A 26192-nucleotide genomic window follows, 5' to 3' on the forward strand; every position below is an offset into this window, starting at 1 on the left:
CTCAGGCCCCTTCTGGATACCAGGTAATATTGATTACTTTCGCCTGCAGCTCAACAATGGCGTTGCGGTCGCCCGCCCGAAAACGTAATCGCCAAGGGTCGCCGCGCTCGATTACTTCCAGCGTGTGGAGATAAGGAATCAGTTTTTCCTGCGCCACTGCAGGGTCGACCAGAGGCCAGCGCTCTCCTTCCTGGATATGTACGAACGTATCGCCTTCAACCTCAAACACCATGGTGCCCGGTCCCCAGAAGGGAGTAATATCCGACTGTATCGACCAGTCGCCATCGCTGCACACGATGCGGATTGCCTGCTCGTTAACGTCCACCCGCTCCAGCTCGATGTCGGGAAATAGCTGCATTGGCATCCACGTCAGATCGAAAACTTCACCGTTCGTTGGCTCACTCATTGCTCCCCCCTTGAAGGCTGAAGCGTGCCAGCCAGGCTTGGTATTCAGCTTCATTAAAATAGGGCTCATTTCTATTGCGAGGCAGAAGCGGGGAGTGAATGCCTGGATGATCCTTGATACGGATAGGCTCAATGATCCCGGCTACGCGGCGATAATCCACTAACGCGTCATTAACTTCTGGGTTTTCGTTATCACCCAACTGCGGCATGGAACCTGCGCGCAAAATGGCACCTCCACTGTATTCGAGCACTGACAAATCATCCATTTGCGCTTTGAGATGCTCAACACCGCCGAGTCGAGCAAGCCAGTCATTTGACAGAATCGTTAACCAATCAACCCCTTTTGGACCTCGATGTAGATTGAGTGAGTGGGTGGTGAACTTATTGATTTGAAGGCCTGGAAAGCGCTGCCCAAATTTATATTCCAGTATTTTGGCCTCATCTTCTCGTTCATAACCATACGACTGCCCTAACCAAAACCCAGAGTATCCGTGTTCAGGCTTGAGCTTCTCACACCACCGCTGTACTAGCTCAGGCAGTTTTTGATCACGCTCCATAAAGAAATCGATAGGAAAATAACAGTATAGCCTGCTTATTCGTTCATCTTGCCCTTTTCCAAGCACAACGATACCGCAAGCATCTGCATCACTACGCCGCTGACCGCCGTGATAAACAAATTCCCACTCTCCGGGGCCATAGCTAGGCAACCAGTCAAATGGGGTTATATAACTATCGAATCCCTTAAGCTTCTTCCAACGACCAGTCGTAGGATTCGTGGTCCACGTCAGTCGATCACCAACCAAGTCGCGGTAGTCAGCGAGGATATCCAACACAGCCTGGCGCTTTTCTTCCTGCTGAGAGCCAGTAAAAAAAAACGCCACCCCCAAACATATTTTAAACAGTACGCCGTTATCGGTTTCGACGGTCAGCAGGTTGTCAAAATCTTGCGATGCATCCACTACCACTCTCCTTAACAGCTAAAATATTATTGCAATTTATGAGCACGTTTTTAACACTATCAATCATACTCTCAGTTATGTACCGCCAATGGCAGTGACTACTCCCACGGCAGCTCTGAAAGCGAATCCGCCCACCCTTGTGGCGATAAGCCCCCAATTTATCCCTCTTTCATCCAATCGATCTTCGTAAGTTACCGTGGCAGGTTGAATCTCGGGAGCATATTCAGTCTGTCGCGGGCCGTCACAGCCACAACGCCCAGGAGTAAGTAGCCTTAATTTATGATCTGCGCCTACAATTTGCTCATAAGCCTCTTCTTGCCCCGCTCCCCAATCATCAGGCGGAAACTTTACCTCCACGACTCCCAGCAGATTATCCTGAGTAGGCTTGTCATTGGGATCTCGCAGTACGACCGCATCGGGTATGCGCATATCGCCCCGGGTATAGCCCTCTGCTCGGTTTTTGGCCGATTCCGTCAGCAATATGCCCTGCGCTCTATCGCGTTTGATTTTTATGATACGGTTAATCGCGTGGCCAAAACTGGGAATCTGATCCGTGGTTTCCTGGCCGCCCTCATCTTTGACCAGCAGCGGTGAAGGGGGCGTATCCCTCATATAGTAGGGCACCTGAACCCGTATTCCCGTATCACAGCTTTCGTTATATTGCTGCAGCCCTCTATCCACGCAGCTCTGTTTGAGGTTAATGCCGTTTTGGCCGCGATTAGGCACTTCCTCGCAGGTGCATACAAAACTACAAACGACTGCAAGACGACTCTCGATATCATCACCTATTGGGCATGCTTGGGCACTTGTACCGCTCATGGTGTGGTTCCTTCCCTTGCTGATAACGTTAACATTTGCGGGTCGTCGGGCAGCCACTGAACATCATGATGGGTACGATCAGGCAGTTGCCCATAAGCACAGGCCTGCCACTGGATTAGCGCTTTAGCGATGCCGTGAGTATCCACTGCTCGTTGAAAATCCTCCCGCTTCTCCAAATGGGAACAACTGGTAAACACCAAAAGGCAAAAGTGCTCGGCCATTTCGATACTGGGTAACTCGCCTTGATTGAGAGCAGTCAAGCGGTCAATGGCTTCTTCAAGGCGGGCATCAATCGCAGGTGAGTCCAGATGCATTAACCACGACCATGCAGCGAGTAATAAGCGCTGACGCGCATCGGAGATCAATTCCTTGCGCATCAGTGGGCGAAGCAGGGTGATATGTTGTTGCGTAATACGCCACCAAGGGGCATCAGGTAATGATGGAAGCGATACATCGTGCGCCTTTTCCGGCTCTCGGCGTAGCGTTTCTTTTGGTGTCCGGCAATGAACAGCGGTACAGGGTCCGAACCACTCTTGGCGCTCCTGATCACTAAAAGCATCAAGAAAAAAGGGCAGTACCTCAGGATCATAAAAACGCCATAGCACCTCATCGCCGTGGTCGTTATAGATCGTTAACCAGTGCCGAAAATGCCTTACCAACGCATGGCTGCTTTCCTTGCTTTCCAGAAGTATTCCCCAACGCAGATGGGGGCGCCGAGTGCTGACCCACTGCAGGAAAGGATCCGCTGCCGAGGTCGGCGCGACAATAGGCGACACCTCGGTCAAGTGACCAAAAGGGGTATCGACGTAGAGTAGTTCCGCCTCGCTGCTGTAGGCCGAGCGCCGATACCACTGCTCGCGTAGCTCGGGCTGAGCAGTATCCAGAATGAGATGCGTGCAGGTTGGCAAGGCGCTATCCATCGATCGCTCCTTGAGAATGCTTCAACGTATCGGCACAAATATCGCATAGTGCCTTGCCACTGCTCGCGGCCCTTTTCAAAGCGATTACTTGGCCCTGCGTTTCTGCGAAGACCGTGGGCTGGTGCTGAACCGGAGAGATTCTGGAATGCTCTTCACTTTCGGCCTCGCCGGGAAGCCGAGCGCTTAGAGCCGCCTGCCCGGTTCCATTACCGGGACTGCCCCCTGAATTGATCTTGACCTGCGGGCCCACGATGGTCACACCGCTGGGGTCGATCTTGATAAAGCTGCCGCCGGCTTTGAGAGTGATCTCGGCACCGGCTTCGATCACCACCTTCATGCCCGCCTTGTGATGTACTTCCTGGCCCGCCTCAAGGAGTTGAGCTTGGCCGATCTTTTCGTGGCGGGTGTCGTCCACAGTAAGGTGGTCGTCACCGTCTACCTTCCCGTAGCGATTGCCGTGCACAGTGTGGTGATCGTCATTATCGATCTCGCTGATGCGGTCGTTGTGCACCTTGAGGTGACTGTCGTTGCGAATCTCCTCGGTCCGGTCGTTGAGCGTTAAAAGCTCCAGGTCTTTTTGGGCGTGGACCCAGATCTGTTCCTCGCCCGCCTCGTCTTCGAAGCGCAGTTCGTTGAAGCCTTCGGCCTTGTGGCTTTGCGTGCGCAGCACCGTGCGGGTCTTGTTCGCCGGTAAATCGTAGGGGGGCTGGTTGACCGCGTGGTAGGTCCTTCCGGTCACCAGCGGCTGGTCCGGGTCGCCTTCCAGAAACGAGACGATCACCTCGTGGCCGATGCGCGGCAGTGCAATGCTGCCGTAACCGCCGCCGGCCCAGCCCTGGGAGACGCGCACCCAGCAGCTGGCGGGCTCAAAAGGTTCGGCGTAGCGGTCCCAGGGGAACTGGACCTTGACCCGGCCGTGCTCGTCGCAGTGAATCTCTTCGCCTTCCGGGCCGACCACAAACGCCACCTGGGGGCCGTCGACGCTTGGCTTGGGGTTGGGCGTGGCGCGCCAGGCGGCGTCGCCGGGCATTAGCGTGACCTGGTTGACGTAGCGGGTCATGCCGCCGGTGTCGCTGGCGCTGATGCTGTCCTCTTCCAGCGCCTGGGGCTGCTCGCCGGTGTGGTGCACCGCGACCACCTGCCAGTCCCGGTTGAGGCTCTCGGTGTCGTGATCAACAAGCGTGAAGCGCGCGCCGGGGGCGAACTCGGGCAAATCGCTTTGGGCGCTGGCCGTGGTGGCGTTGCGGCGCAGGTGCTCCAGGCGGATGCGGGTGAAGGGCTTGCCGGAGGCGTCTTCCTTGTAGCGGCCTGGGTAATCAAAGTGTTCGTAGTCGGTCTGCTGGCCGTGCTCGGCGACGTCATCGCCCATGTGATCGTGAAGCTGGGCGTAGGCCGGGTTTTTAAAACTGTAGTCCTTGAGCTGGGCGCTGGCGGCGGCGACCCGGGCGGTGTGGCTCAGCTTGAGCACGTGGCGGGTAGGCGGCGTGCCGCCGGCGCGGCTGTGGTAGGTGCGCTCGCCCAGGTTGGTGAGTACCTGGGGGTCGTCGGAGAACACCAGCCGGTGGGCGCCGCCTTCGCTGTCCTCGAACTCATGAAAATAAAACAAGCCCTTCCTCGGCGGCGAGGCGCTCGATGAAGGTGAGATCCGTTTCGCGGTACTGCACGCAGTACTCCCGCTCGAGGGGTTCGCGGCTGACGGCGAAGGCGATATCGGTAATACCGCGCTCGTCCAGCAGGGTGTTGATGATGGTGAGCGGGTCGACCTTCTGGAAGATGCGCGAGTTCTGGCGCAGCGAGGTGCGCCAGAGCGCCGGGCGCAGCGTTAGTGAATAGAAGGTGCGCCGATGGCCGCGATCACCCCGGCCGAACTCGCTGATGATGCCGTGGACCCGGCGCAGCGGCTCGCCGTCCTGCCAGACGGTCAGCGTGGCTTCGCGGTCAAGAAGCTCGGAAGCCTCCAGGTCGCCTTCACGGCTGGCGACGTTCAGCGTCAGCTCGAAGGGCTCGGAGAGCGCCTCGCGGTGGGTGAAGTCGATGACCGCGACGTCATCCACGCCCGCAAGCGTGAGAGTGAATTGAAGCCCTTTTCCTTTTGCCATTACGCTGCTCCTTGCCTCTTAACCCGTCACTAGAGAATGACGAGAATAACGACCTGGGCGACAAGCGCAAACGTATCCGTCACAACGAGCGGATTACTTACACAAATGTAAGAAATCGCTTACATAATCGAAGTAAACTTGACTAAAAAAGGCGTCTCCAGAGCGAAGCGCGGTTGGTCGCGTCCTCTCTGTCCCTTTAGCGCAAAGCACTGGTTATCGACCTTCGAACCCTTGAATCGCTCAAGGCCGCGCTCGTTCCGGACGGCAAGCTGGTACTAGAAACCCGGTGGTCAAAGACGACGAGCATACGCTGCTCTTGCCCGGCGAGCGCTACTCCGCGATGCCCAACGTTTACTTCCTGCCCTCCTCCTTCCAAAGCGCTCTGTCACTGGCTAGAGCGCTGCGGCTTCACTAACGTGCGCGTGGTGGATGAAACGGTGACGACTCTTGAAGAGCAGCGCTCGACCAAGTGGATAACATATCGATCGCTTGCAGTTTTTCTGGACCCAGAGGATCGCACGTGCACTCTCGAGGGTTATCCTGGCCCACGGCGGACGGTGGTCATTGCAAACCAAGTCGAATAGAACTCATATCGCCTATTAAACGTTCAGCGCTCAACTTATATAAAAGAAAGATTGAGCGCCCACCAATCATATTATTAATTTATTTTTGGGTAGCTTTTAAAAATCACACTCACCCCTAACTTCCAAACTAATACTTTTTTCAATCGAAATATAGTTAGGAACTTTTTACTTCATTAAATTCGCCTGCCCTTTCCACTCCAGCTTATTTATCAAAGACTGATGAGCAATTCGAGCTTTCTCTAGTCCCTGCCACGTAACATGATTATAGAAATGCACCCAATATGAGTCAGGTAACGATCGACTAGCTTCTTCGTCGTAAAGTCGTGTCGTTAAATCATGAGCCCTAAAAGGTTCTAACTGTGGAATATCCGGGAGGGGCTGAGAGATGTCCATATATCGACACATCATATCCCAAAGGGCTTGATACTCTTTAATACCACCCTCTATATCCATTAAAAAACTTGAAGACTGATAGACGCTTGGAGAATAACTCTCAATGGGGTAACGATGGATCAAATTCAGAACAAACCTCTCATCTCCCATAATATTTTTCTTTCTAACAATATAAGCATCAAACTCATAAAAATGAAACTCTCCCCAAGGGACGAACACCATACCTGTCTTGCGAGACAAGTAACAGTCGTTCAGACCACTTAAAGATAATCGGTGATACTTGTTATCATTATCAAACCATTTAATAACGACGTAGCAAGTCAGAAAAATAGAAATCATCCAACCTATTGGAGAAAGCAAAACGGCTATTACTGAGAAGGAGTCTACCTTGTATGCAATATAAACACATATAGCAAAAACCATGTAGAAAAACTTACCATGTGAAGTAGTGCTATCCCAAAAGCAAAAGCAGTCATCATATATGCTTTTAAAGTAACTTTTAACAACATCAAAATCGTTGAAATTCTCATCCAACTTTATATACCATTTTGATTCATCCATTTCACATTCCCCATGCTGCTTAGGCTCGCTAAAAAATCGAGGTGAAGTTTCAGAGTATTGGTAAGCCGTAGGATTTACTCCAACATAATTAGACCATGCGAGACGCTGGACAAACTTCCTTTCATTAATTTCACCGGTGGCAAACATTGCTTTTTGATAGGGTATAGAATCTAACCGAAAAGCCGTTGGCGTATAACAGGATTCAGTATCGCTGGGCAAAAACTTTTGCAATTTTTTAGTCATATCTTCTTACGCTTATTCAACATCGGCCAGTTAATAAAGAAAAATTAACGATAAACGTTATTTCAAGTTAAACCAAGATAAGAATTAAAAAAATCAGCCAATATTAATATTTCCAATAAACATGAAAACTGATATCAGCGGCGCAGAATCACCAACCAACGCCCCAGGTTCAAAATACTGGCAAGCGAGGCCGCCACGTAGGTGAATGCGCAGGCGGTCAGTACGTGGCGGGCGCCGTTCATATCGTAGGGGGGTACGTACTCTTTCAAAAGCGGAAGCGCTCGGTTGAAGCTGGCGTCGAACTCGACCGGTAATGTCACCAGGTGCACCACGGCGGCGGTACCGAAGCTGATGACGGCAACGCCGATGACCAGGGCGAGGCCGCCGGGCAGGCGCGTTAAAATAAATAGAAACGGTGCGGCCATCATCAACAGCGCGCCGAGCTTCTCGGCTTTTTGGGCAACGCCGACCATGCGGCTGCGGGCGATGAGCGGGGCATATCCTTCGGCATGTTGCAGGGCGTGGCCTACTTCGTGGGCGGCGACGGTAACGGCGGTGAGCGAGCGGCCGTCGAAGTGCTCCGGGGTCAGGCGCACCGCGCGCTCGAGCGGGTCGTAGTGGTCGCCCTGCTCGGTTCGCTCGACGGTGACATCTTTTAGATCGAAGCGGCGCAGAAGGTGGCTGGCAAGCTCGGCGCCGGTACCGGGGTAGTCGTCGCGCCCGCGGGTATGGCGCTTGAGCACCCACTGCGCCCAGAGGTTGGGGAGTAGAAAGATGGCCAGTGCCAGCACGATGAGAAGTACGATCATGGTCTCTACCCCAGCGGATCAAAACCCCTGTTGTACCACGTCGCCGAACCGCGTGCACTGGGCATCCGACAACCCTAAACGCCGGCCTCTTCGGCCTCCTCTTTACGATGCTCCTCGACATCACGCTTGACCGCCTCCAAACCGCGCGCCGAGATACGGCCCTGCTCATAGGCGTGTTCGGCCATCAACACGCTGTCAGCGGCGAGTATCAGATCGCAGTCGGTGCCGGCCAGCTCTTCGCGAAGCCGTTCGATCGCTTGCTGGCGTTTCGGGTCTTTATCCACCCGGCGAATGTAAATCGCCTTGATACGGCCGGGGTAGGCTTTTACGACCTCGGTATAGACTTCCGGGTCGTGTTGGCCGCTGTCGCCGATCAGCACGCAGGGCATATCGTCATAAAGCCCTAGCATCCGGTCGATCAGGTCACGCTTGTGGTCTTCGGCCTTGCGTGGCCAGGGTTTGCGCCAGGAAATGCCCCATTCACGCAGAAACAAAATGGGCCCGACGGGGATACGGTTGAGCTGGAAAAAAGCTTCGAGCATTTCATAAATCGCCCAGGGCCCCCGGGAGACGTACAGAATAGGCCGCTCGGCCTTCTCGCTTTTACCACGATAAAGCGACTGATAAAGGGAGGCCACGCCGGGAAAGGCGGTACGCCGGTGGGGTTTGCGCACGAAAAGCCGGTAAAGCATTTTCAGCTTTTCGGCGACCCCGGTAAACATTACGGTATCGTCGATATCGCTGATCACCAGCAGGTCCGCCTCCGGTGGCGGTACGTAAACCTCCGCGCTGGTACGAATGGGGTTTTGCCCTTCGGCGCGAACGAGAATATCTGCTCGATGCCAGGATACGTCGATAGGGAGTGCGTGCTCGATCGGTAAGTGGGCATCGAAGTAGCCGTCGCGGTCGGTAACCAGCGAAAGTTCGTTCTCACCCACGCAAACGTCGACCTGCGCCTCTTTCAAACCACGCCGAAAAATGCGCCGGGCAACATCGGCGGTATCACGTAAAAAGCCGCGCCGGGGAATGGCGCGGCCGAGTGCCGCCTGTCGAAAGACGCGGCCCATGATGAATATTTCCTTTTGGGACCCGTAGCCACGGTAGGGATGAACCACCATCCCGCCGCGGCCACTGTCGCGCTTCATGGGCTTGGCGACAACGTGGACGAGCCGCTTGGCAAAGCTCGCCCACTGGTGGTACCACGCCATTAAGCGTGCTGGCCCGAGTGCTTCCCTTCTTGAATCTCTTCAAGCAGTTTGGAGCAGAAGGCGTCCAGGTCTTTCGGTGTGCGGCTGGATACCAGCGCTTCATCGCAAACCACGGCTTCGTCGACCCAGTTCACACCGGCGTTTTTCAAATCCTGGGCAATGCTGTGTACCGAGGTCATTTTACGACCGTCGACCACACCGGCGTTGATCAAAATCCAGGGGGCGTGGCAGATAGCGCCAACCGGCTTGCCGGCCTGGAAGAAGGCTTTAACGAAGCTCAACGCGTCTTCGTTGGTGCGCAGTTCGTCCGGGTTGAACAAGCCGCCCGGCAAGACCAACGCGTGGTAATCGGATTCGGATACGTCGCTGAGCGCTTTATCAGCTTCGTAGGTATCGCCCCAGTCGGTTTCCGCCCAAGCGCGAATGCCTTTGCCATCCGGCGTGACGATATGGACTTCGACACCGTTTTTCTGAAGCGAAGCACGCGGAACGCTGAGTTCGGACTCTTCAAAGCCGTCGGCGGCTAGAATTGCAACGCGTTTACCATTTAATGCTTGACTCATCGTGCTCTCCTTTTCGTGATGACATGCGTTCGGCCATGCCGTACAACGCCTTACAAGTGTGGCTTATCTTGTACAATCGTCAAGCGCTATTCGTTAACGAATCCGCTTGTCAGGCCACCTAAAACTTGTACAGCCCCACATCCCCCGCTACAAAGTAGCCTCCCGCTCGATACGCCGACGTGAAATGACTTACATAAAAAAAGCCGGCCCCGGGGTGACAGGGCCGACCAACGTTCAAAACACAAAGTTCAAAACACAAACTGACGTACAGCTTAAAAAAGCTTACTTATATCTTTCGCATCCCAATGCGGGAAGTGCTTGCGTACCAGGGCGTTCAAATCGCGCTCGAAAGCGACCCAATCGGTGGTTTGCGTCTGCTCACCTTGCGCGGCCAGGCCGCGAATCATCCCCGCGCCAACGGTCACGTTGGTTAGCCGGTCGATGACGATAAAGCTACCGGTACCCGGGCTTGCGCGGTAGTCGTCAAGCGGAATGGCCGCGGTGAGCTCTATCTCGCAGCGGGCGATGGTATTGAGTTCCAGCCGCTCCGCCGGGTAGGTTTCCAGGGTATTCACATCGACCTGATACTCGATGGCCCGAACCTCGCCGGAAAGATCTCGGGTGGCCAGTTTGAAATCATAAAGCTTGCCCGGCGTCAGCGCGTCTTCATGCATCCATACGATGTCGGCTATAAACGCGTTGGACAGCGGCACCTCGGCGTTCGCCTCGACCAGCCAATCGCCGCGCGAGATATCGATCTCGTCATCGAGGGTCACGGTGATCGCCTGACCCGGGTAGGCCGCGCTTAAGTCGCCGTCCTGGGTGACGATGCGCGCGACCTTCGACGTTTTGCCCGACGGCAACACCTTGACGCCCTGCCCCGGGCGCAAAATACCCGCGGCCAGGGTGCCGCAGTAGCCGCGAAAGTCCAGGTTAGGCCGGTTGACGTACTGCACCGGCAGGCGCAAATCCGTCAGGTTCTGATCATGGCTGAGCTCGACGCTTTCCAGCAGCTCGATCAGCGTGCGGCTCTCGTAGCCCGGGCCAAAGTACCAGGGGGTATGGTCGCTTTTATTGACCACGTTATCGCCGGTCAGCGCCGACAGCGGCACGAAGCGAATATCCGGGGCGTTCAAGTTGGTCGCGAACTGCTGGTACTCGCGTTTGATCTCGTTGAAGCGCTCTTCCGAGAACTCGACCAGGTCCATCTTGTTGACCGCGATCACCAAATGCTGGATGCCGAGCAGATCGGCGATGAAGCTGTGGCGTTTGGTTTGGGTCTGCACCCCATAGCGCGCATCGATCAAGATCACCGCCAGGCTCGCCGTGGAGGCACCGGTGGCCATATTACGGGTGTACTGCTCGTGGCCCGGCGTATCGGCGATGATGAACTTGCGCTTATCGGTGGAGAAAAACCGGTAGGCCACGTCGATGGTGATGCCCTGCTCGCGCTCGGACTGCAGGCCGTCGACCAGCAGCGCCAGGTCGACGGCGTCGCCGGTCGTGCCGCTGGTTTTGGAGGCCAGCGTGATCGCGGCGAGCTGGTCCTCGAAGATCATTTGCGAGTCGTGAAGCATCCGCCCGATCAGCGTGGACTTGCCGTCGTCGACGCTGCCGCAGGTGATGAACCGTAAAAGGTCCTTGTTTTCGTGCTCGTGCAGGTACTGCTCGATGTTATCGGCAATCAGGTTCGATTGGTGTGACATTAGAAGTACCCCTCACGCTTTTTCTTCTCCATCGACCCGACCTGGTCGCGGTCGATGGCCCGCCCGCTACGCTCGCTAGTGCGGGTCAGCAGCATCTCCTGAATGATTTCCGGCAGCGTGGCCGCCGTGGACTCCACCGCGCCGGTCAGCGGGTAGCAGCCAAGCGTTCTAAAGCGCACGGATTTCTGCTCGGGTACCTCACCCGGTTCCAGCGGTAGGCGATCGTCGTCGACCATGACCTGCATGCCGTCGCGCTCGACGACCGGGCGCGGGGCGGAGTAGTAAAGCGGCACGATCGGAATCGACTCGAGATAGATGTACTGCCAGATATCGAGCTCGGTCCAGTTGGAGAGCGGAAACACGCGGATCGACTCGCCCTTGTTGACCTTGGCGTTATAGATGTTCCAAAGCTCCGGGCGCTGGCTTTTCGGATCCCAGCGGTGGTATTTGTCGCGAAACGAGTAGACCCGCTCTTTGGCCCGCGATGCCTCTTCATCGCGACGCGCGCCGCCAAACGCCGCATCGAAACCGTACTTGCTGAGCGCCTGCTTGAGCGCCTGGGTTTTCATGATATCGGTGTACTTGGCACTGCCGTGATCGAAGGGGTTGATGTTCGCTGCCCGCCCCTCTTCGTTGGTATGCACCAGAAGCTCCATACCCGCATCGACCGCCATGCGATTACGAAACTCGATCATCTCGCGAAACTTCCAGGTGGTGTCCACATGCAGCAGCGGGAACGGCGGCGGCGCGGGGTAAAACGCCTTGCGCGCCAGGTGCAGCATGACCGAAGAGTCTTTACCGATGGAGTACATCATCACCGGATTGCTGAACTCGGCGGCGACTTCACGAATGATATGAATCGATTCGGCTTCGAGCTGCTTGAGGTGCGTCTGGCGCGCGCCGTCAATCGCGATGGAGGACTCGCGCCGCTGCCCGCTCGGCGGAGCTTTAAACTGGGTCATTGCCTACTCCCTCTAAAAGCACCGGGGTGCTGACTAACGGTGCCTGCAAACGGTGTTTGCCTCATTATCGTCACTGTGAGTAGGGTAACGCCCAAAAGTAATAACCTGAAAGAATTAATAACTATCTTTTTATGCTTTTAAGAACTATCTAACGAACCAAACCATTAAATTTTGACCCGCTCGATCCAGGTTTGCCATTCACCACCGCGGCGAAGCTCCAACACCCGGTAGCCCGGACGCGAGGCTTGATCGACCGCGAACTCCAGCGCCCCGGGCATGAACTGATCCGCCATGGCCGGGCAGCCGTAAACCCCCATTCGGGTTTCGCCCGGCGTAGGCTGCTGGGCAAACGCCTGGTGAGCGTGGCCAAACAGCACGATTTTGACCTGGGGGTAGGCACTCAGCGCCTGCCAGAAAGCGTCGCGGTCCTTGAGGCCGATCGCGTCCATCCACGCAGCTCCCACATCCACTGGCGGGTGGTGCAGGCCAATGATCGTCGGTGTGTCGCTCTGCTCCAGGCGCTCGACGAAGGCGCTTAACTGCTCGGCGCCCAGCTCCCCATGAGGCTGGCCCTCGACGTGGGTATCGAGCAGCAGCAAACGCCAATCATCGAGCTCTACCTCGTCGAGCAGCGGGTGACACTCGGCCATCAGCGCCGGCTGGTCGTGATTACCAGGGATCCAGAACCAGGGACACGGCAACTGCTCGAGCACCTGGCAAGCATGGGTGTAGGAGGCCAGCGTCTCGTCCTGGCTTATATCGCCGCTGAACAGCACGATGTCCGGGCGCTCACGGATCACCTGCTCGACGACGCGCTCGAACTGCCGCCAAGGGATACCCGTGCGAGAGCGGGCGTTTTTATCGGCATGAAGGTGGGCATCGGTAATCTGAATCAAGCGCATCAGGGGAGCTCGGGAATATCGTAGGCGTGACCGTGAGCCAGCCCGTGGGCCAGCCACTCCCCCAGAAAGCGGTTGAGCTGCAGCTTCTCATCGGGCTGGTGCATTTTGGCGTTGGGGTAGCGGTAACGCCCGTTGAAGTGGCGCTCGCGCTGAAAGTCGGTAACCTCGGCCATGCGCACATCGTGATAAAGATGCACGCGCATTTTGGGGCCTTCGAGGACGCTGTCCAAAGGCCCGCTCTGGGTCACTTCGACCATCGTGGTGTAAGGGGCCTGCTCCAGCACCGCAAGATGCAGAACCCCTAGGTGCTGGTCTCTGGTGTGCAGGTTGATATCGCGCTGCTGGCCGGCCTCCATGGTGCCCACCAGGCGCAGCAGACGCGCATAGTTGGCGCTGCACTCCCCTTGCAGGGATTTTAAGTCGGTGACGTAGGCGGCTCTAGCCATCTTCGCTCCTTTCGAATTCGCCAGGGGCAGGGGTTTGGGATGGCGCGGCACGCAGCGACGCGCGCTGGCCATCCAGCCAGTAAAGCGCGATCAAACACATGGCGTTGTCGAGCCGGCCCTGACCCAAAAGCTCCCAGGCGGCGCTAAAGCTGACCACGTGAACACGAATGTCCTCGTGCTCTTCGGCAAGGCCGTGAATGCCGCCCATGCCGGTGGTATCGACCAACCCACAAAACAGCGTGACCCGTTCGTTGCACGCCCCGGGGCTTGGATAGTAGGTGTGAAGTTTGGTCAACGCGCCGACCTCGCAGCCCGCCTCTTCCAGGGACTCGCGCCGGGCCACGTCTTCGAGGGATTCGCCTTTCTCGACCAAGCCGGCCACCAGTTCGAGCTTCCAGGGCGAGCGCGGATCGTCGATCGCACCGGCGCGAAACTGCTCGACCAGCACCAGCGCGTCGCGATGAGGGTCATATAACAGCACACCCACCGCGTCGAAGCGGCTATGAATTTCGCGGCGCATGCTATGGCTTTCGCCGCCTTCGAAGAGACGATGGCGAAGGGTGAGCTCCTCCAGACGGAAAAAGCCCTGATAAAGCGTCTCGCGCTTGTCGAGCGTCACGTCCGAACGGGTTAGCTCGGGTGTGGCAAGCGCGGGGGCAAGCGATGTAGTGAGGCTGGACGCCATGGGGCACTCCCGGTTAGCACAATCGATCCATTATCAATGCTAGATGCCGGGAATGCCAATTTGCGCGCTATTAAAGCGACTGCAGGAAGGTCTGCGCTTCGCGGCGAAGGGCTTCGTCGGAAAGCTGGCGGTTTTCCCGCGGCGTGCCGTCCACCGCGCGTTGGGCGTGCTCTCGCGCCGCCTGGGTGTTGCCCTCTTCACTCAGAAAAGTGGCGTAGTAATAGTTTACGTCGATGCCATCCGGGCGGATCTCCAGGGCGCGCTGGAACATGCGCTCAGCGGTGTCGCTATTGCCAAAGCCCAGTGGCCGGCCCGGGGCGCGGTCATAAAGCGCGCCAAGGGTGACGTAGGCCGAGCCGTTGCCACCCCGGGGGTCGAGTTCGATGGCGCGCTCGAGCACGCTACGTGCGTCCTTGGCGGTGCCAAGCGCCCCCAGGCCACTGCGCTCACGGGCGTAGGAAGCGAGTATGATGCCCTCCCATATCAGCACGTCGGCTTCGTTGGGGTTTTGCTCGGCCAACGCTTCGGCCTCGCCGCTCAGCGCCTGTAGCGTGCTTTGGCGCTGGTTGGCCGGAAGCTCCGTAACGGTATGTTCCCAGCGGTTGGTTAACGAGAAAAGCTCGTCCTGGTAGGCGCTAACGGCCAACGGCGAAAGGGCCAGCGCCCCGCCCAGGGTCAAAGCCAACAGCCAGCGAGAAGAGTGTGTGCGCATGAAAAGCTCCTTGGTTATTTTTGTCGCGTACTCGAAATCGTCGATGAGCGGTTGGGATACAACCGCCCTGCCAAATAATGTAACGAACGTTTGAATGACTCGCCAGAACTTCTATCAGCTCATAACAGCGCTTTGAGCCAGCCCCACGCTTTCGCTTAAGCTTTGGCGCACAAACGCAAGGAGAGAACCGTCATGAAAGGCCGCAACATGACCCGCTGGCGCGACCCGGCCAAGGACCCGCGCCAGGAGCCCAAAAGCAACCTGATCACCGCCCAGGGCGCCGAGCGCCTGCGCGGCATTCTCGATCACCTTTCAAGGGTGAAGCGCCCCGCCATCTCCGCCAAGGTAGGCGAAGCCGCCGCCCAGGGCGACCGCTCGGAAAACGCCGACTACACCTACAACAAGAAAGAGCTACACCGGGTGATCGCGCGGATTCGCTATCTCACCAAGCGCCTGGACGAGCTGCAGGTGGTCGATCGTTTACCGGCCAACACCGACAAGGTCTTTTTCGGCGCGTTTGTCAGCCTGGAAGACGAAGACGGTGAGCCGCTGGACATTCGCATCGTCGGCCACGACGAAATCGATACCCAGAAACGCTGGATCAGCGTGGACTCGCCCATGGCCAAGGCGCTGCTTGGCAAGGAAGTCGATGACGAGATCACGGTGCAAACGCCCAGTGGCGAGACGTTCTACCTCGTCTCGGCGATTCACTACGTGACATGAAACCATTGCGCCGTGAAACCCCGCCGGGGTTTAGCGCCTTGCCAAACCGGCGCGGTATACCTTGAAGCGCCGGTTATTCGCCAGGGTTTCGACATCACTCAGGGCGCGCTGTAAAAGCGGCGGATAGGGTAAAAACGCATTGGCGACCAACATGAGCTGCCCCTGGGGGCTCAAATGCTCGCGGGCCTGCTCGATCAGCCGGGCGCTGGGCCCGTAGCTAATATCGCGCTCCTGATGAAACGGCGGGTTGCTGACGATGACGTCGAACTGCTCGTCCTCGAGCGCCTCGAACACATCGCTTTCGAGCACCCGGGCGCTCAATTCGTTGGCCGCGAGTGTTCGCTGACACGCCTTCACCGCGAAGGCGCTCACGTCCACGGCGGTCACATCAAAACCGCGCTTGGCGAGCCAGGCGGTGATGATGCCGTCGCCGCAGCCCATATCGAGCACGCGAAGCGATTTTTGCGGCAGGTGCTTTTCAAGCTGTTCCAGCAATAGCCGGGTGCCGTCGTCGACCTTGCCGTGGCCGAACACGCCGGGGTGACTGACAAGCGCCAGATCTTGCGCTTCGAACGTGGTCCAGGCATTTTCCGGGTCGCTCGCCCCCCGGGTGCGCGTGGTGAACAGCGAACAGCGCCGGGCGTTGTCCAGCTTGTCGCAGGCCATGCCCTGCTCGTCCAGGAATTGGGGCACGCGCTTGATGCCGCCCTGGTGCTCACCGACGATAGCCACCGCCGTACCTTCCGGCAGCGTGTGACAAAGCCACTGTAGCCACCAAAGCCCCAGCTGGTGCGCCTTCGGCCAGAAAAGCACCACTTGGCCGGCGGCCAGGTCGATCTCGGCGTCAAAAGGGCTTTTGGCGCTTTTTTGCTGGGCCTGCCAGGCAGTGCGCAGCGCGACGTTATCGCTGACCATGGCCGCCGAACGGTGGATCAGCCAGGTGTCCTCGGGTGGGGCGACGGGGCAAAGCGCGGCCGCGTCGCCATAGTAGCGCTCGAGAAGTTGGCAGGCGGGAAGTTGGGCACTCATGAATCGGCCTCAGGTTTGGTTAATGTATAAAGCAAATAGCGCCCCAGTCGCCAATGCGGGTCCTGGCGGCAGTACTGTTTTTCCAGCGCCAGCAGCGTGGCTTGTTCGGTTTCATCCACCGGGGGCGTGCGTAGATAGTCCTGGAAGATGCGAATGCCGGCCACCGCCTGCACCGCGAGCCCGCACTCCTCGGCCCACTGGCTGATATCGGCGTGGGTCACCGGGGAGATCGGCGTCAGCCGCTGGCGCTTGCCCTTGCCTTCCAGCTCGTCGCTCAAGGCCTTTTTTAGATTACCCTTCACGGCGTTGGAGAAGCGCAGCGCATCGCGGTTGAAGACCATCAGACTCAGTTGGCCGCCGGGGGCCAGCAAAGCGGCCAGCACGCTCAGTGCCTCGCGGGGCTGGCCCAGCCACTCGAGCACCGCGTGGCAGGTGATCAGCGGCCAAGGGCCAGGGGCCTCGCCGGGTAGCGCTTGAAGCGGCGCCTGCAGGTAACGAATGGCCTGCTCGGGCACCGTTTCCCGCGCCTGATGCCACTGACGGGCGTAGTCGAGCATATCGCCGGAGGGCTCGGCCAGCGTCACGCCGTGGCCGCGCTCGGCGAACCAGGCCGCCTGCTGGCCAAGCCCGCCGCCGATGTCCAGCACCGGCTGGCCTTTTAGGGCGAGCATGTGCGGCAACAAGTAGTCCAACATGGCCAGGCGCAGCTCGCCGCGCGGCGCGTAGTAGAGCGAGCGGGAGAACTTGTCGACCATACCGTCGAAGTAGCGATCCCCCGCCGGGGTCAGTTCATAGATGGAGTGCATGCCTTTCGCCAGATGGCTCTCAAAACGGGCAGTTTACCTTGCATCCATCGCGAACGCTTGTGATGGTGGCCGCTGCGGCCAGGGGGCGAACTGCTCGAGCGCCCCGGCAAGCTGCATCAGCGTTTTATCCTCGCCCATGCGCCCCACCACCTGCACGCCCACCGGCAGGCCGTTGGCCGACACGTGCAGCGGCACCGACATTGCCGGCTGGCCGGTCAAATTGGCAAGCTGAGTATAGGGTGTACGGCTTAACGCATCGACGGCCAAACGCTTCAGCATCCCCGCCTTCAAGGCAATCGAGGGAAGGCCGGGAAGCGCCAATAGCGCCATGAGGCGCTCCCGCGCTCGGCTTGGGTAAAGCTCGCCGCGCCTGGGCGCGGTGTCCGCCGTTACCGGCATCACCAGCCCATCAAAGCGTTCGTGAAACGCGCTCATTTGTGCCGCCGCGGCGTACCACTCGCGCTTGGCCAGTTCATACTCCCGGGCGCGCAGCTTTGCCCCCAGGCGGCCAATAGCGCGGGTCGCGGGCTCGATGGCCAGCCGGCCAAGCGGCGTGTTCGTCGCCTGGCCCAGCCAGACAAGATCCGCCGCCAGATGGCCCAGATAAAGCGTCAGGTAGCTTTCGGCCAGCGCCTCGCCGTCGACCGGCGGGTCCGCCCACTCCACCTCGTGGCCCATGTCCGCTAGGGCTTTGCCCGCCTTCTCGATGGCGGTTTTGACCTCTGGCGAGAGCGTCGTTTCAAGGCCTTTCGAGAACGGCTCGCCCAACGAGAGCGCAATACGCAGCGGTTTGCAGGGCTCAGAAAGCGCTGCCAGGTAACCGGTTTCACGGGCCACCGGGTAGGGGCTTCCCGGCAGCATGCCGTTGATGTGCTCTAAAAGCGCGGCGCTGTCCCGCACGCTGCGGGTCAGCGCGTGTTCGATCACCGCGCCCTGCCACACTTCACCCTGGCCTTGCGCGAGCGGCACCCGCCCGCGGGAGGGTTTGAAGCCGAACAGCCCGCAGTAGCTTGCCGGGATACGCAACGAGCCGCCGCCGTCGCCCCCCAGCGCCAGCGGCACCATACCGCCCGCCACCGCCGCGGCGGCGCCCCCGCTCGAGCCCCCCGGCGAATAACCCGCGCGCCAGGGGTTTTCCGGGTGCGCAAACGCCCTGGGCTCGGTAATGCCCATCAGGCCAAGCTCCGGCGTGGCGGTTTGGCCAGCAATCACCAGCCCCGCCTGGCGCGCCCGGGTGATGATCGGCGCGTCCTGCGTCGCGCGCCAATCCATAAGCGCCGCACTGCCACTGGCCAGCGGCTCGCCGGCCATGCCCATCAAGAGGTCCTTGCTCAACGTGGGCACGCCGGCAAACACACCGTCATCGTTTAGCGAGGCGCTTTCGCGCCGAGCCTGGTCGGCGCGGGTTCGCACCACGGCGTGCAGCGCCGGGTTCAACTGTTCGATGGCGCGTAGTGCGGTATCCAACAGCTCTTCACGGCTTACTTCGCGACGGCGAACCAGCTCGGCCAGCCCCAGTGCATCAAAACGCTGATACTCATCCAGGCGCATGCGGTCTCCCTTTTTTGTTCGGTAATGCCGGCTTTCGAAAGGCTCTAATGCTCACTCTACCACTTTAGGCGATCTTGTCTTCGCCTCTCAAAACCACTAGTTTGAAACGTCAATGGGAACGTTCCCATCGCAGTCATGAATACAGTCATGAATAGAGCCAGCGCATGTCCCAAACGCCACCGCGCGCCACCCTGATCGAAGTGGCCAAGCGCGCCCACACCTCGAAAACCAGCGTGTCGCGCTATTTCGGCCCGGAGCGTGGCAAGCTCTCGGCCGAGCTTTGCGCGCGCATCGAGGCGGCGGCGGGCTCGCTTGGCTACCAGCCCAACCAGATGGCGCGGGGCTTGAAAGGTGGCGGCTCGAAGCTTCTGGGCCTGCTGGTGGCGGATATCCGCAACCCGTTTTCGGTGGCGATAGCCCACGGCGTGGAGCAGGCCGCGGGGGCGCACGGCTACTCGCTGCTCGTCTGCAACACCGATAATGACCCGGTTCAGGAGCAGCGCCACCTCGAACTGTTGGCCGGCTACCAGGCCGAGGGCATCATCATCAACGCCACCGGCCAGCCCCAGACGCAGCTTCTAACGCTCGAGCGTCGCGGCGTGCCGGTGGTGCTGCTCGATCGCGAAATTCCCGAGCTGGGGGAGCAGGCGATCGGTCTGGATAACGCGCTGGCCATCGATATGGCGCTGGAGCACCTCATCGCCCAAGGGTATCGCTCGCTTTTATACGCAAGCAACGCCCCGGAGGGGGCCAGCGCCCGCCAACAGCGCCTGGCCCACTTTCAAACCCGGTGCGCGGCGCTTGGCATCAATTCGCGCACCCTTACCCTTCTCGAGCCGGATGCGATCTCCCAAGCGCTGACCGAGCTGAACGCGACCGCACAAACGCCTTGCGCGGTGCTCTGTGCCAACGGGACCGCCACGCTTGCCGTGGTCGAAACCGTTCAGCGGTTGCGTTTAACCCTCGGGCCGCTGGGGCTGATGGGCATCGACGAGCTCGACTGGTGCGCGCTGATGACCCCGAGCATCACCACCCTTGCCCAACCGTGCGATGCGATCAGCCGCGCCGCGGTGGCCCGGCTGTTAACGCCCGATGCCCCCATCGACTATCGTCATCCGCCGCGTTTGATCCCCCGCGGCAGCACCGTTTTAACCCACCCTTTACCGACCGCTGGAGCACTACATGGCTAACACCGCCTCAACCGATTCATCGCTGAGCGTACTGACCTTTGGCGAAGCCATGGGCATGCTGGTCGCCGACACACCGGGGCCGCTTTCGTCCATCGAGCACTTTCACCGCCGCCTGGCCGGCGCGGACAACAACGTCGCCATCGGTCTTTCACGGCTGGGCTACTCGGTGGGCTGGCTAAGCCGGGTCGGCCAGGACAGCTTCGGTGACTTCATTCGCCAAACGCTTAAAGCCGAAGGCATCGACGCACGCTACATTCATACCGACACCCAACACCCGACTGGCCTCATGTTCAAGGAGCGCGCCGAAGGCGGCGCCGACCCGCGGGTGGAGTATTTTCGCCGGGGCAGCGCCGCCAGCCACCTGGCAGTAGAAGATGCGCAAAGCGTCGACTTCGCCGCGCTCACTCACCTGCACGCCACCGGTATTACCCCGGCGCTTTCGCAAAGCGCCCAGGACTTGACGCGTCACCTGATGCAAAAGGCCCGCGCTGGCGGGGCGAGCGTTTCGTTCGACCCGAACCTGCGCCCCTCGCTTTGGCAAAGCGAAGACGTCATGCGAGACACCTTGAATGAACTCGCTCGCCATGCAGACTGGGTACTACCGGGGCTCTCGGAAGGCCAACGGCTGACCGGCGAGCAGGAGCCCGCGGCAATAGCCGATTTCTATCTCGAGCGCGGCGCCAAAGCGGTCATCATCAAGCTCGGCCCCGAGGGCAGCTACTACCGGGGCCATTTGGGCGGCCAGCTTGAAAGCCTGCACGTAGCGGGGCAACCGGTGGCCAACGTGGTGGACACCGTCGGCGCGGGGGATGGCTTCGCGGTGGGTACGATCAGCGCACTGCTCGATGGCTTATCGCCCCAACAGGCGCTTGCCCGTGGTAATTTGGTTGGGGCCCAGGCGGTGCAGGTCGTCGGCGATATGGAAGGCCTGCCCACCCGTGAACAGCTTCAGGCGCTGGAGCGCTGAACCGACAACAACGCACGCAAGGAAACCGCATGAGTAAAACCGTTATCGTGATGGGTACGCTGAGCGACAGCCAATGGGCCGAACTCGAACAGCACTTCGAGTTGATCGAACTGGCCAAGCCGCTGGATTTCCAGGCACCCAAAACCCTTGATGCCCTCTCCCGCGCCCACGCCCTGATCGGCTCGGGCCTGCCCATTACCACCGAGCTACTCGACGCCGCACCGAAGCTCGAGGTGGTCGCGACCATTTCCGTGGGCTACGACAATATCCCGGTGGACGAGCTCACAAGGCGCAACATCCTGCTTTGCAACACGCCGGACGTGCTGACGGAAACCACCGCGGATACCGGCTTTACGCTTCTGATGGCCACCGCCCGGCGCGTGGTGGAACTGGCCACCTGGGTGAAAGCGGGCGCCTGGGAGGCGAGCATCGGCCCGGACCTTTACGGCAGCGACGTGCACGGCAAGACCCTGGGCATGGTAGGGTTTGGCCGCATCGGCCAGGCGATCGGCCGGCGCGGGGCGCTTGGCTTTGGCATGAAGGTGCTCTACTCCAACGCCTCCCCCAAGCCCGATGTAGAAAGTGAATTAGGCGCCGAGCGGCGCGAACTCGAACAGTTGCTCGCCGAGTCGGATTTCGTCTGCCTGACCGTACCCTTGACCGAACAAACCGAAAAGCTCATCGGCGAGAAAGAGCTTTCGCAAATGAAGCGCACCGGCATTCTGATCAACATCGCCCGCGGCAAGGTGGTCGACGAAGGGGCGTTGATCCAGGCGCTGGAAAGCGGCGTGATCCACGCCGCGGGGCTGGACGTTTTCGAGCAGGAGCCGCTTTCCGACACCTCACCGCTGCCCGGCATGGCCAACGTGGTTGCCCTCCCCCACATCGGCTCCGCCACCCTCGAAACCCGCGCCGCCATGGCCCAGCGGGCGGTGGACAACGTGCGCCTGGCGCTCACCGGCGAGCGGCCGATTAGCCTGGTCAACGAAGAGGCGTGGAAAACGGCGTAGCCGGTCTGTACTCATCACCAGCCCTCACCCTGATACTCACCACCAGACAAGCGCCTTCGGGCGCTTTTTTTATGCCCACTCCAGGGGTCAACCCTCGACCAATGTCTCAATTGACCTGGCGATCAATCCCGCTAAGCTAACCAACAATCAAATATAAAAATAACTTTTATATTTGAACAGCGCTTCACAACAACATCACAATAACGCTATTGGAGAGTTCGTTATGCGCCCTTACCTGTCAGTCATTGCCACCCTTGCCCTGGGAGCCAGCTTCCCTCTTCTCGCCGCGGACTACACCTTCAAGTACGCGCACTCACAAACCGACGATGCGCCGCGCTCGGAGTCCATGCGCTTCTTCAAGGAGACCCTCGAAGAGCGCAGTGACGGGCGCATCGCGGTGGAGCTCTACTTCAATGGCACCCTTGGCAAGGAAGAAGACGTTCTCCAGCAGGTGCAGATGGGCCTCATCCAGGGCTATCGCGGCGGGCTCTTCGCCCAAGCCAACCCGGCCTACCTGATCTACGCCATGCCGTTTCTCTTCGAGACGCCGGAAGAAGCCATCGAGGTGATGCAAAGCGAGCTGGGCCAGGCCATCGATGCCGATGCGCGCGCCAGCCAGCTGCATATTCCGGTGACCGGCGTGGCCGGGGGCATGCGTCAGCTCACCAATAACGTGCGCGCCGTCAATGAGGTCGCCGACCTGCGGGGCATGAAGATCCGTACGCCGCCGCTGGCGCCTACCCTGCGGGCTTTCGAGGCGCTGGGCGCATCGCCCCAGCAGGTACCCTATACCGAAACCTATATGGCGCTGCGTACGGGCGTGGTCGACGGCCAGGAAAACCCGCCATCGAACATCGCCGATATGAAGTTCAACGAGGCGCAGGAGTACCTGACACTGCTGAACTGGCAGATCCATCCCGACCCGTTTTTCATCAGCGCTCAGTGGTACGACCAGCTCCCCGAAGAGATGCAGACGCTGGTCGACGAAGTGGCGGTGGAAACCATGACGCGCTCCAACGAACTCTGGCTCGCCTCCGAGGCGAACTACCTCGAGACCCTGGGTGAGTCCATGGAGATCAACGAACTCAGCGATACCTCGCGCCAGAGCTTCGTCGAGGCGGTAGTAACGGTTTGGGAGTTCTTCGTCGAACGGGGTGATTTCAGCCGTGAACAGCTCGATGCGGTGCTGGCCCAAACCGGTCATGGCGAAGGGCAGGAGTAATGAGCCAGCCGTCGTCGCTTCAAGACGTGGCAAGCGATACGCCAGGCATGCGTATCGTTAGGCGCGCCGCTGCCCTGCTCGAGAATCTGATCGCCGCGCTGGTGGCGGCGATCTTTCTGCTTTGCTTCACGCTGGTAGTGCTTCGTTATCTGTTCGGTATCGGCTTTGCCGGTGCCGAGGAGTTGATGCGTTTTCTGTTCGTCTACTCCACTGCGCTGGGCGCCTCCGTCGCCATATTGCGCGGCGAACACATTCGCATCAGTGTCTTCGTCGAGCGCCTGCCGCCGGTCTATCTGAAAGCGGTCGATAGCCTACGCCACCTGCTGGTCGTGCTCTTCAATGGGTACCTTGCCTGGCTTAGCCTTGGCTGGATCGGCCAGGTGGGCCGTTTTCGCTCCGCAGTGCTCGACGTGCCCAACTGGGTCGTGCAGATCAGCGTCCCCATCGGGGCGGTTCTGGTCATTTTGTTCTCGCTGGCCGTACTGGTCGGAGGAGAACGCCCCGCTACCCGTCGCGACGGCGCTCAGGAGACCCAGGCATGACGCTGCTACTGATCGCGCTCTTCGCGCTCTTGCTAATCGGCGTTCCCATCGCCTACTCCCTGGGGCTATCGGGGCTGCTCTACTTCATCGTGCTACAGCCCAACCTGATCGGCGTACTGCCCCAGCGGGTGCTGTCGGGTATGGATACCTACACCATGATCGCCCTGCCGCTTTTCATCCTCATGGGGCTGATCATGAACGCCTCGGGGATCACGACGCGGTTGATCGACTTTTGTTTGATGCTCGTGGGCCGCTTCCCTGGCGGGCTTGGCCACGTCAACATCTCGACCTCGATGATCTTCGGGGGTATTTCGGGCTCGTCGGTGTCGGATACCGCCTCGGTGGGCTCGGCCATGATTCCCGAGATGACGCGCAAGGGCTATTCGACCGAGACGGCGAGCGGCATCACCGTGGCCTCCTCCACCATGGGCATGATCATTCCGCCGAGCGTGCCCATGGTCATCTATGCGGTCACCGCCCAGCAGTCCATCGGCACGATGTTTTTGGCAAGCCTACTGCCGGGACTCATGATCGGACTTTTCATGATGGGCGTGATCGCGCTGATGGCGGGTCGTCACGGCTATCCGCGCGCCCACGCAGGCTTGAGCGCCACCGAGAAGCGCCTGGTCATCCAGCGTTCGGTACTCGCGCTGCTGATTCCGGTCTTCGTGGTGGGCGCGGTGGTCGGCGGAGTGGCGACGGCCACAGAGTCCGCGGCCATCGGCGTTGGCTACGCTTTGTTTCTGGGGCTGGTGGTCTTTCGCAGTCTGACGCTTCGCGAGCTACCGGCGCTTTTGCGCTCGGCGGTCATGACCAGCGCGACGGTCATGATCATCATCGCCATGAGCCAGCTTTACGTCTGGATCCTGACCATGGAGCAGGTTCCGCAACTGCTCGCGGGCTACCTGGGCGGGCTCGAACTTTCGCCCTTCATGCTGCTGCTGGTCGTGGCCCTGGCGGTGCTGTTCATCGGTACCTTCGTCGACGTGACCCCGGCCATCCTGCTCATCACGCCGGTGGTGCTGCCGATTCTGGTCGCCGCCGGCATCTCGCCGGTGCAGTTCGGGGTGCTCTTGATCAGCGGTTTGGCCATAGGACTCGTGACGCCGCCCGTCGGCATGTGCCTAAACGTTTGTTCATCGATCACCGGGCTCTCCATCGGCCGTATTTTCCGGGGCGCCCTGCCGTTTCTGCTGGCCAACGTGCTGGTCATGCTACTCGTCATGAGCATACCCGCGCTTACCCTGTGGCCCCTCATGTTCTTCTCTTGAGGCGTTTGTTTAGCCGTTTTTTATCGATACCCGCCCATCGAGGCCAAAGGAGCTTACATGGACATTCTTCAAGCCGTTCACGAAGACCACTTCAAGACCCTGGATACCCAGGGCCTGCGCGACAAAATGCTGGTGACGCAGATCATGTGCCCGGGGGAGCTCAAGCTGACCTACAGCCACGTCGATCGGATCATCATCGGCGGCGCGGTCCCCACGCAAGGCTCGCTCACCCTTGGCGATGGCAAGGAACTCGGCGTTGCTTACTTCCTCGAGCGCCGTGAAATGGGCGTCATCAACATCGGCGCCCCGGGGCGGATCGTGGTCGATGGCGAAAGCGTCGCGCTCGGGCGCCATCACGGCCTCTACATCCCCAAGGAGAGCCGGGACGTGCGTTTCGAAAGCGATGACCCAGCCGATCCGGCGCGCTTTTACATCAACTCGGCTCCAGCCCACGTGCGCTTGGCCCTTCGCCACATCCGCCCCGAGGATGCCTCGCCCATGACCCTGGGCGACCCGGCCACGGGCAACGTGCGCACCATCAACAAGTACCTGCACGCCGACGTGCTCGAGACCTGCCAGCTCTCCATGGGGCTGACCGAACTCGACGCGGGCAGCATGTGGAATACCATGCCCTGCCACACCCACGAGCGCCGCATGGAGGTTTATTTCTACTTCAACCTGGCCGAAGAGGACGTGGTCTTCCACCTGTGCGGTAAACCCGAGGAAAGCCGCCACATCGTGGTTGCCAACGAGCAGGCGGTGATTCACCCCAGCTGGTCGATTCACTGCGGTTTCGGCACGCGTCGCTACACGTTCATCTGGGGTATGTGCGGCGAGAACCTTACCTACGACGACATGGACTTCGTTGCCACTCGCGACCTGCGTTAAGCCAGGCCGCTTATCCA

General features: G+C 59.4%; 25 protein-coding genes and 2 pseudogenes. 9 read left to right on the plus strand and 18 right to left on the minus strand.

The window, feature by feature from the left end; genetic code table 11:
- Position 1: 1 nt before the first annotated feature.
- From ACWHVV_RS11065 to ACWHVV_RS11085, 5 genes and pseudogenes are all read right to left on the minus strand, one after another.
- Positions 2 to 406, minus strand: coding sequence for a hypothetical protein (locus tag ACWHVV_RS11065; protein ID WP_447926287.1), 405 nt, complete (start codon positions 404 to 406; stop codon positions 2 to 4).
- Complete coding sequence (locus ACWHVV_RS11070; RefSeq protein WP_447893623.1) at positions 399 to 1364, minus strand: type VI immunity family protein; 966 nt, start codon at positions 1362 to 1364, stop codon at positions 399 to 401. The genes ACWHVV_RS11065 and ACWHVV_RS11070 overlap by 8 nt, the downstream gene beginning before the upstream one ends.
- A gap of 75 nt (positions 1365 to 1439) precedes the next feature.
- Positions 1440 to 2183, minus strand: a complete 744-nt coding sequence (locus ACWHVV_RS11075; RefSeq protein WP_447926288.1) for a hypothetical protein — start codon at positions 2181 to 2183, stop codon at positions 1440 to 1442.
- Positions 2180 to 3103, minus strand: a complete 924-nt coding sequence (locus ACWHVV_RS11080; RefSeq protein ID WP_447926289.1) for a DUF4123 domain-containing protein — start codon at positions 3101 to 3103, stop codon at positions 2180 to 2182. Before ACWHVV_RS11080 ends, ACWHVV_RS11075 begins: the two co-directional genes overlap by 4 nt.
- Positions 3096 to 5202: pseudogene (locus tag ACWHVV_RS11085) on the minus strand (type VI secretion system Vgr family protein). The gene ACWHVV_RS11080 and the pseudogene ACWHVV_RS11085 overlap by 8 nt, the downstream one beginning before the upstream one ends.
- Positions 5203 to 5423: 221 nt before the next feature.
- On the opposite strand from ACWHVV_RS11085, the pseudogene ACWHVV_RS11090 reads away from it, so the two are divergent.
- Positions 5424 to 5786 (plus strand): annotated as a pseudogene (locus ACWHVV_RS11090) (DUF1698 domain-containing protein); the annotation flags it as partial.
- Between the two features lie 165 nt (positions 5787 to 5951).
- Here the strand turns inward: ACWHVV_RS11090 and ACWHVV_RS11095 are convergent.
- The 10 genes from ACWHVV_RS11095 to ACWHVV_RS11140 all read right to left on the minus strand — a co-directional run bounded on the left by ACWHVV_RS11095 (position 5952) and on the right by ACWHVV_RS11140 (position 14976).
- On the minus strand, positions 5952 to 6983 hold the full coding sequence (locus tag ACWHVV_RS11095; protein ID WP_447926290.1) for a hypothetical protein: 1032 nt from the start codon (positions 6981 to 6983) through the stop codon (positions 5952 to 5954).
- Between the two features lie 134 nt (positions 6984 to 7117).
- Entirely contained in the window at positions 7118 to 7792 is a 675-nt protein-coding gene (locus ACWHVV_RS11100; protein ID WP_447926291.1) for a zinc metallopeptidase, read from the minus strand.
- Between the two features lie 74 nt (positions 7793 to 7866).
- Complete coding sequence (locus ACWHVV_RS11105) at positions 7867 to 9000, minus strand: App1 family protein (RefSeq protein WP_447926292.1); 1134 nt, start codon at positions 8998 to 9000, stop codon at positions 7867 to 7869.
- Complete coding sequence (locus ACWHVV_RS11110) at positions 9000 to 9563, minus strand: type 1 glutamine amidotransferase domain-containing protein (RefSeq protein ID WP_447893629.1); 564 nt, start codon at positions 9561 to 9563, stop codon at positions 9000 to 9002. The genes ACWHVV_RS11105 and ACWHVV_RS11110 overlap by 1 nt, the downstream gene beginning before the upstream one ends.
- Positions 9564 to 9835: 272 nt before the next feature.
- Positions 9836 to 11269 (minus strand): sulfate adenylyltransferase subunit CysN, encoded by a 1434-nt coding sequence (gene cysN, locus ACWHVV_RS11115; RefSeq protein WP_447926293.1) that lies wholly within the window; start codon positions 11267 to 11269, stop codon positions 9836 to 9838.
- A complete protein-coding gene (gene cysD / locus ACWHVV_RS11120) occupies positions 11269 to 12231 on the minus strand; it encodes a sulfate adenylyltransferase subunit CysD (RefSeq protein ID WP_447926294.1) in 963 nt (320 codons plus the stop codon). The genes cysN and cysD overlap by 1 nt, the downstream gene beginning before the upstream one ends.
- A gap of 164 nt (positions 12232 to 12395) precedes the next feature.
- A complete protein-coding gene (locus ACWHVV_RS11125; protein ID WP_447926295.1) occupies positions 12396 to 13133 on the minus strand; it encodes a metallophosphoesterase in 738 nt (245 codons plus the stop codon).
- Positions 13133 to 13579 (minus strand): DUF1249 domain-containing protein, encoded by a 447-nt coding sequence (locus ACWHVV_RS11130; protein WP_447893632.1) that lies wholly within the window; start codon positions 13577 to 13579, stop codon positions 13133 to 13135. The genes ACWHVV_RS11125 and ACWHVV_RS11130 overlap by 1 nt, the downstream gene beginning before the upstream one ends.
- Positions 13572 to 14264 (minus strand): NUDIX domain-containing protein, encoded by a 693-nt coding sequence (locus ACWHVV_RS11135; protein WP_447926296.1) that lies wholly within the window; start codon positions 14262 to 14264, stop codon positions 13572 to 13574. The genes ACWHVV_RS11130 and ACWHVV_RS11135 overlap by 8 nt, the downstream gene beginning before the upstream one ends.
- Before the next feature lie 70 nt (positions 14265 to 14334).
- Positions 14335 to 14976: a tetratricopeptide repeat protein gene (locus ACWHVV_RS11140; RefSeq protein WP_447926297.1), complete on the minus strand. Its 642-nt coding sequence runs from the start codon at positions 14974 to 14976 to the stop codon at positions 14335 to 14337.
- Between the two features lie 192 nt (positions 14977 to 15168).
- On the opposite strand from ACWHVV_RS11140, the gene greB reads away from it, so the two are divergent.
- Positions 15169 to 15699 carry a transcription elongation factor GreB gene (gene greB / locus ACWHVV_RS11145; protein ID WP_447926298.1) on the plus strand — a complete coding sequence of 177 codons (531 nt, stop codon included), beginning with the start codon at positions 15169 to 15171 and terminating at the stop codon, positions 15697 to 15699.
- 30 nt (positions 15700 to 15729) lie between these two features.
- On the opposite strand, the gene ACWHVV_RS11150 is transcribed toward greB, so the two are convergent.
- From ACWHVV_RS11150 to ACWHVV_RS11160, 3 genes are read right to left on the minus strand one after another with little or no spacing between them, the layout of a single operon-like run.
- Positions 15730 to 16728: a methyltransferase gene (locus ACWHVV_RS11150; RefSeq protein WP_447926299.1), complete on the minus strand. Its 999-nt coding sequence runs from the start codon at positions 16726 to 16728 to the stop codon at positions 15730 to 15732.
- Positions 16725 to 17534 carry a methyltransferase domain-containing protein gene (locus ACWHVV_RS11155; protein WP_447926300.1) on the minus strand — a complete coding sequence of 270 codons (810 nt, stop codon included), beginning with the start codon at positions 17532 to 17534 and terminating at the stop codon, positions 16725 to 16727. Before ACWHVV_RS11155 ends, ACWHVV_RS11150 begins: the two co-directional genes overlap by 4 nt.
- Before the next feature lie 33 nt (positions 17535 to 17567).
- Positions 17568 to 19085 (minus strand): amidase, encoded by a 1518-nt coding sequence (locus ACWHVV_RS11160; RefSeq protein WP_447926301.1) that lies wholly within the window; start codon positions 19083 to 19085, stop codon positions 17568 to 17570.
- Between the two features lie 164 nt (positions 19086 to 19249).
- On the opposite strand from ACWHVV_RS11160, the gene ACWHVV_RS11165 reads away from it, so the two are divergent.
- From ACWHVV_RS11165 to kduI, 7 genes are all read left to right on the plus strand, one after another.
- Positions 19250 to 20275: a substrate-binding domain-containing protein gene (locus tag ACWHVV_RS11165; RefSeq protein WP_447926302.1), complete on the plus strand. Its 1026-nt coding sequence runs from the start codon at positions 19250 to 19252 to the stop codon at positions 20273 to 20275.
- Positions 20268 to 21242, plus strand: a complete 975-nt coding sequence (locus tag ACWHVV_RS11170; protein WP_447926303.1) for a sugar kinase — start codon at positions 20268 to 20270, stop codon at positions 21240 to 21242. Before ACWHVV_RS11165 ends, ACWHVV_RS11170 begins: the two co-directional genes overlap by 8 nt.
- Positions 21243 to 21271: 29 nt before the next feature.
- Entirely contained in the window at positions 21272 to 22252 is a 981-nt protein-coding gene (locus ACWHVV_RS11175; RefSeq protein WP_447926304.1) for a 2-hydroxyacid dehydrogenase, read from the plus strand.
- Positions 22253 to 22475: 223 nt separating this feature from the next.
- Positions 22476 to 23474: a TRAP transporter substrate-binding protein gene (locus ACWHVV_RS11180; RefSeq protein WP_447926305.1), complete on the plus strand. Its 999-nt coding sequence runs from the start codon at positions 22476 to 22478 to the stop codon at positions 23472 to 23474.
- Positions 23474 to 24016, plus strand: a complete 543-nt coding sequence (locus tag ACWHVV_RS11185; protein ID WP_447926306.1) for a TRAP transporter small permease — start codon at positions 23474 to 23476, stop codon at positions 24014 to 24016. Before ACWHVV_RS11180 ends, ACWHVV_RS11185 begins: the two co-directional genes overlap by 1 nt.
- On the plus strand, positions 24013 to 25287 hold the full coding sequence (locus ACWHVV_RS11190) for a TRAP transporter large permease (RefSeq protein WP_447893644.1): 1275 nt from the start codon (positions 24013 to 24015) through the stop codon (positions 25285 to 25287). Before ACWHVV_RS11185 ends, ACWHVV_RS11190 begins: the two co-directional genes overlap by 4 nt.
- Before the next feature lie 57 nt (positions 25288 to 25344).
- On the plus strand, positions 25345 to 26175 hold the full coding sequence (gene kduI / locus ACWHVV_RS11195) for a 5-dehydro-4-deoxy-D-glucuronate isomerase (RefSeq protein ID WP_447926307.1): 831 nt from the start codon (positions 25345 to 25347) through the stop codon (positions 26173 to 26175).
- Positions 26176 to 26192: the final 17 nt, after the last annotated feature.

This window comes from Vreelandella sp. EE27, from assembly GCF_968206495.1.

Bases quoted from the DNA above. Each gene is read 5' to 3' on its own strand.
- ACWHVV_RS11065 (WP_447926287.1), bottom strand. From the start codon at position 406: ATGAGTGAGCCAACGAACGGTGAAGTTTTCGATCTGACGTGGATGCCA.
- ACWHVV_RS11075 (WP_447926288.1), bottom strand. From the start codon at position 2,183: ATGAGCGGTACAAGTGCCCAAGCATGCCCAATAGGTGATGATATCGAG.
- ACWHVV_RS11080 (WP_447926289.1), bottom strand. From the start codon at position 3,103: ATGGATAGCGCCTTGCCAACCTGCACGCATCTCATTCTGGATACTGCT.
- ACWHVV_RS11095 (WP_447926290.1), bottom strand. From the start codon at position 6,983: ATGACTAAAAAATTGCAAAAGTTTTTGCCCAGCGATACTGAATCCTGT.
- ACWHVV_RS11100 (WP_447926291.1), bottom strand. From the start codon at position 7,792: ATGATCGTACTTCTCATCGTGCTGGCACTGGCCATCTTTCTACTCCCC.
- ACWHVV_RS11105 (WP_447926292.1), bottom strand. From the start codon at position 9,000: ATGGCGTGGTACCACCAGTGGGCGAGCTTTGCCAAGCGGCTCGTCCAC.
- ACWHVV_RS11110 (WP_447893629.1), bottom strand. From the start codon at position 9,563: ATGAGTCAAGCATTAAATGGTAAACGCGTTGCAATTCTAGCCGCCGAC.
- cysN (WP_447926293.1), bottom strand. From the start codon at position 11,269: ATGTCACACCAATCGAACCTGATTGCCGATAACATCGAGCAGTACCTG.
- cysD (WP_447926294.1), bottom strand. From the start codon at position 12,231: ATGACCCAGTTTAAAGCTCCGCCGAGCGGGCAGCGGCGCGAGTCCTCC.
- ACWHVV_RS11125 (WP_447926295.1), bottom strand. From the start codon at position 13,133: ATGCGCTTGATTCAGATTACCGATGCCCACCTTCATGCCGATAAAAAC.
- ACWHVV_RS11130 (WP_447893632.1), bottom strand. From the start codon at position 13,579: ATGGCTAGAGCCGCCTACGTCACCGACTTAAAATCCCTGCAAGGGGAG.
- ACWHVV_RS11135 (WP_447926296.1), bottom strand. From the start codon at position 14,264: ATGGCGTCCAGCCTCACTACATCGCTTGCCCCCGCGCTTGCCACACCC.
- ACWHVV_RS11140 (WP_447926297.1), bottom strand. From the start codon at position 14,976: ATGCGCACACACTCTTCTCGCTGGCTGTTGGCTTTGACCCTGGGCGGG.
- greB (WP_447926298.1), top strand. From the start codon at position 15,169: ATGAAAGGCCGCAACATGACCCGCTGGCGCGACCCGGCCAAGGACCCG.
- ACWHVV_RS11150 (WP_447926299.1), bottom strand. From the start codon at position 16,728: ATGAGTGCCCAACTTCCCGCCTGCCAACTTCTCGAGCGCTACTATGGC.
- ACWHVV_RS11155 (WP_447926300.1), bottom strand. From the start codon at position 17,534: ATGCACTCCATCTATGAACTGACCCCGGCGGGGGATCGCTACTTCGAC.
- ACWHVV_RS11160 (WP_447926301.1), bottom strand. From the start codon at position 19,085: ATGCGCCTGGATGAGTATCAGCGTTTTGATGCACTGGGGCTGGCCGAG.
- ACWHVV_RS11165 (WP_447926302.1), top strand. From the start codon at position 19,250: ATGTCCCAAACGCCACCGCGCGCCACCCTGATCGAAGTGGCCAAGCGC.
- ACWHVV_RS11170 (WP_447926303.1), top strand. From the start codon at position 20,268: ATGGCTAACACCGCCTCAACCGATTCATCGCTGAGCGTACTGACCTTT.
- ACWHVV_RS11175 (WP_447926304.1), top strand. From the start codon at position 21,272: ATGAGTAAAACCGTTATCGTGATGGGTACGCTGAGCGACAGCCAATGG.
- ACWHVV_RS11180 (WP_447926305.1), top strand. From the start codon at position 22,476: ATGCGCCCTTACCTGTCAGTCATTGCCACCCTTGCCCTGGGAGCCAGC.
- ACWHVV_RS11185 (WP_447926306.1), top strand. From the start codon at position 23,474: ATGAGCCAGCCGTCGTCGCTTCAAGACGTGGCAAGCGATACGCCAGGC.
- ACWHVV_RS11190 (WP_447893644.1), top strand. From the start codon at position 24,013: ATGACGCTGCTACTGATCGCGCTCTTCGCGCTCTTGCTAATCGGCGTT.
- kduI (WP_447926307.1), top strand. From the start codon at position 25,345: ATGGACATTCTTCAAGCCGTTCACGAAGACCACTTCAAGACCCTGGAT.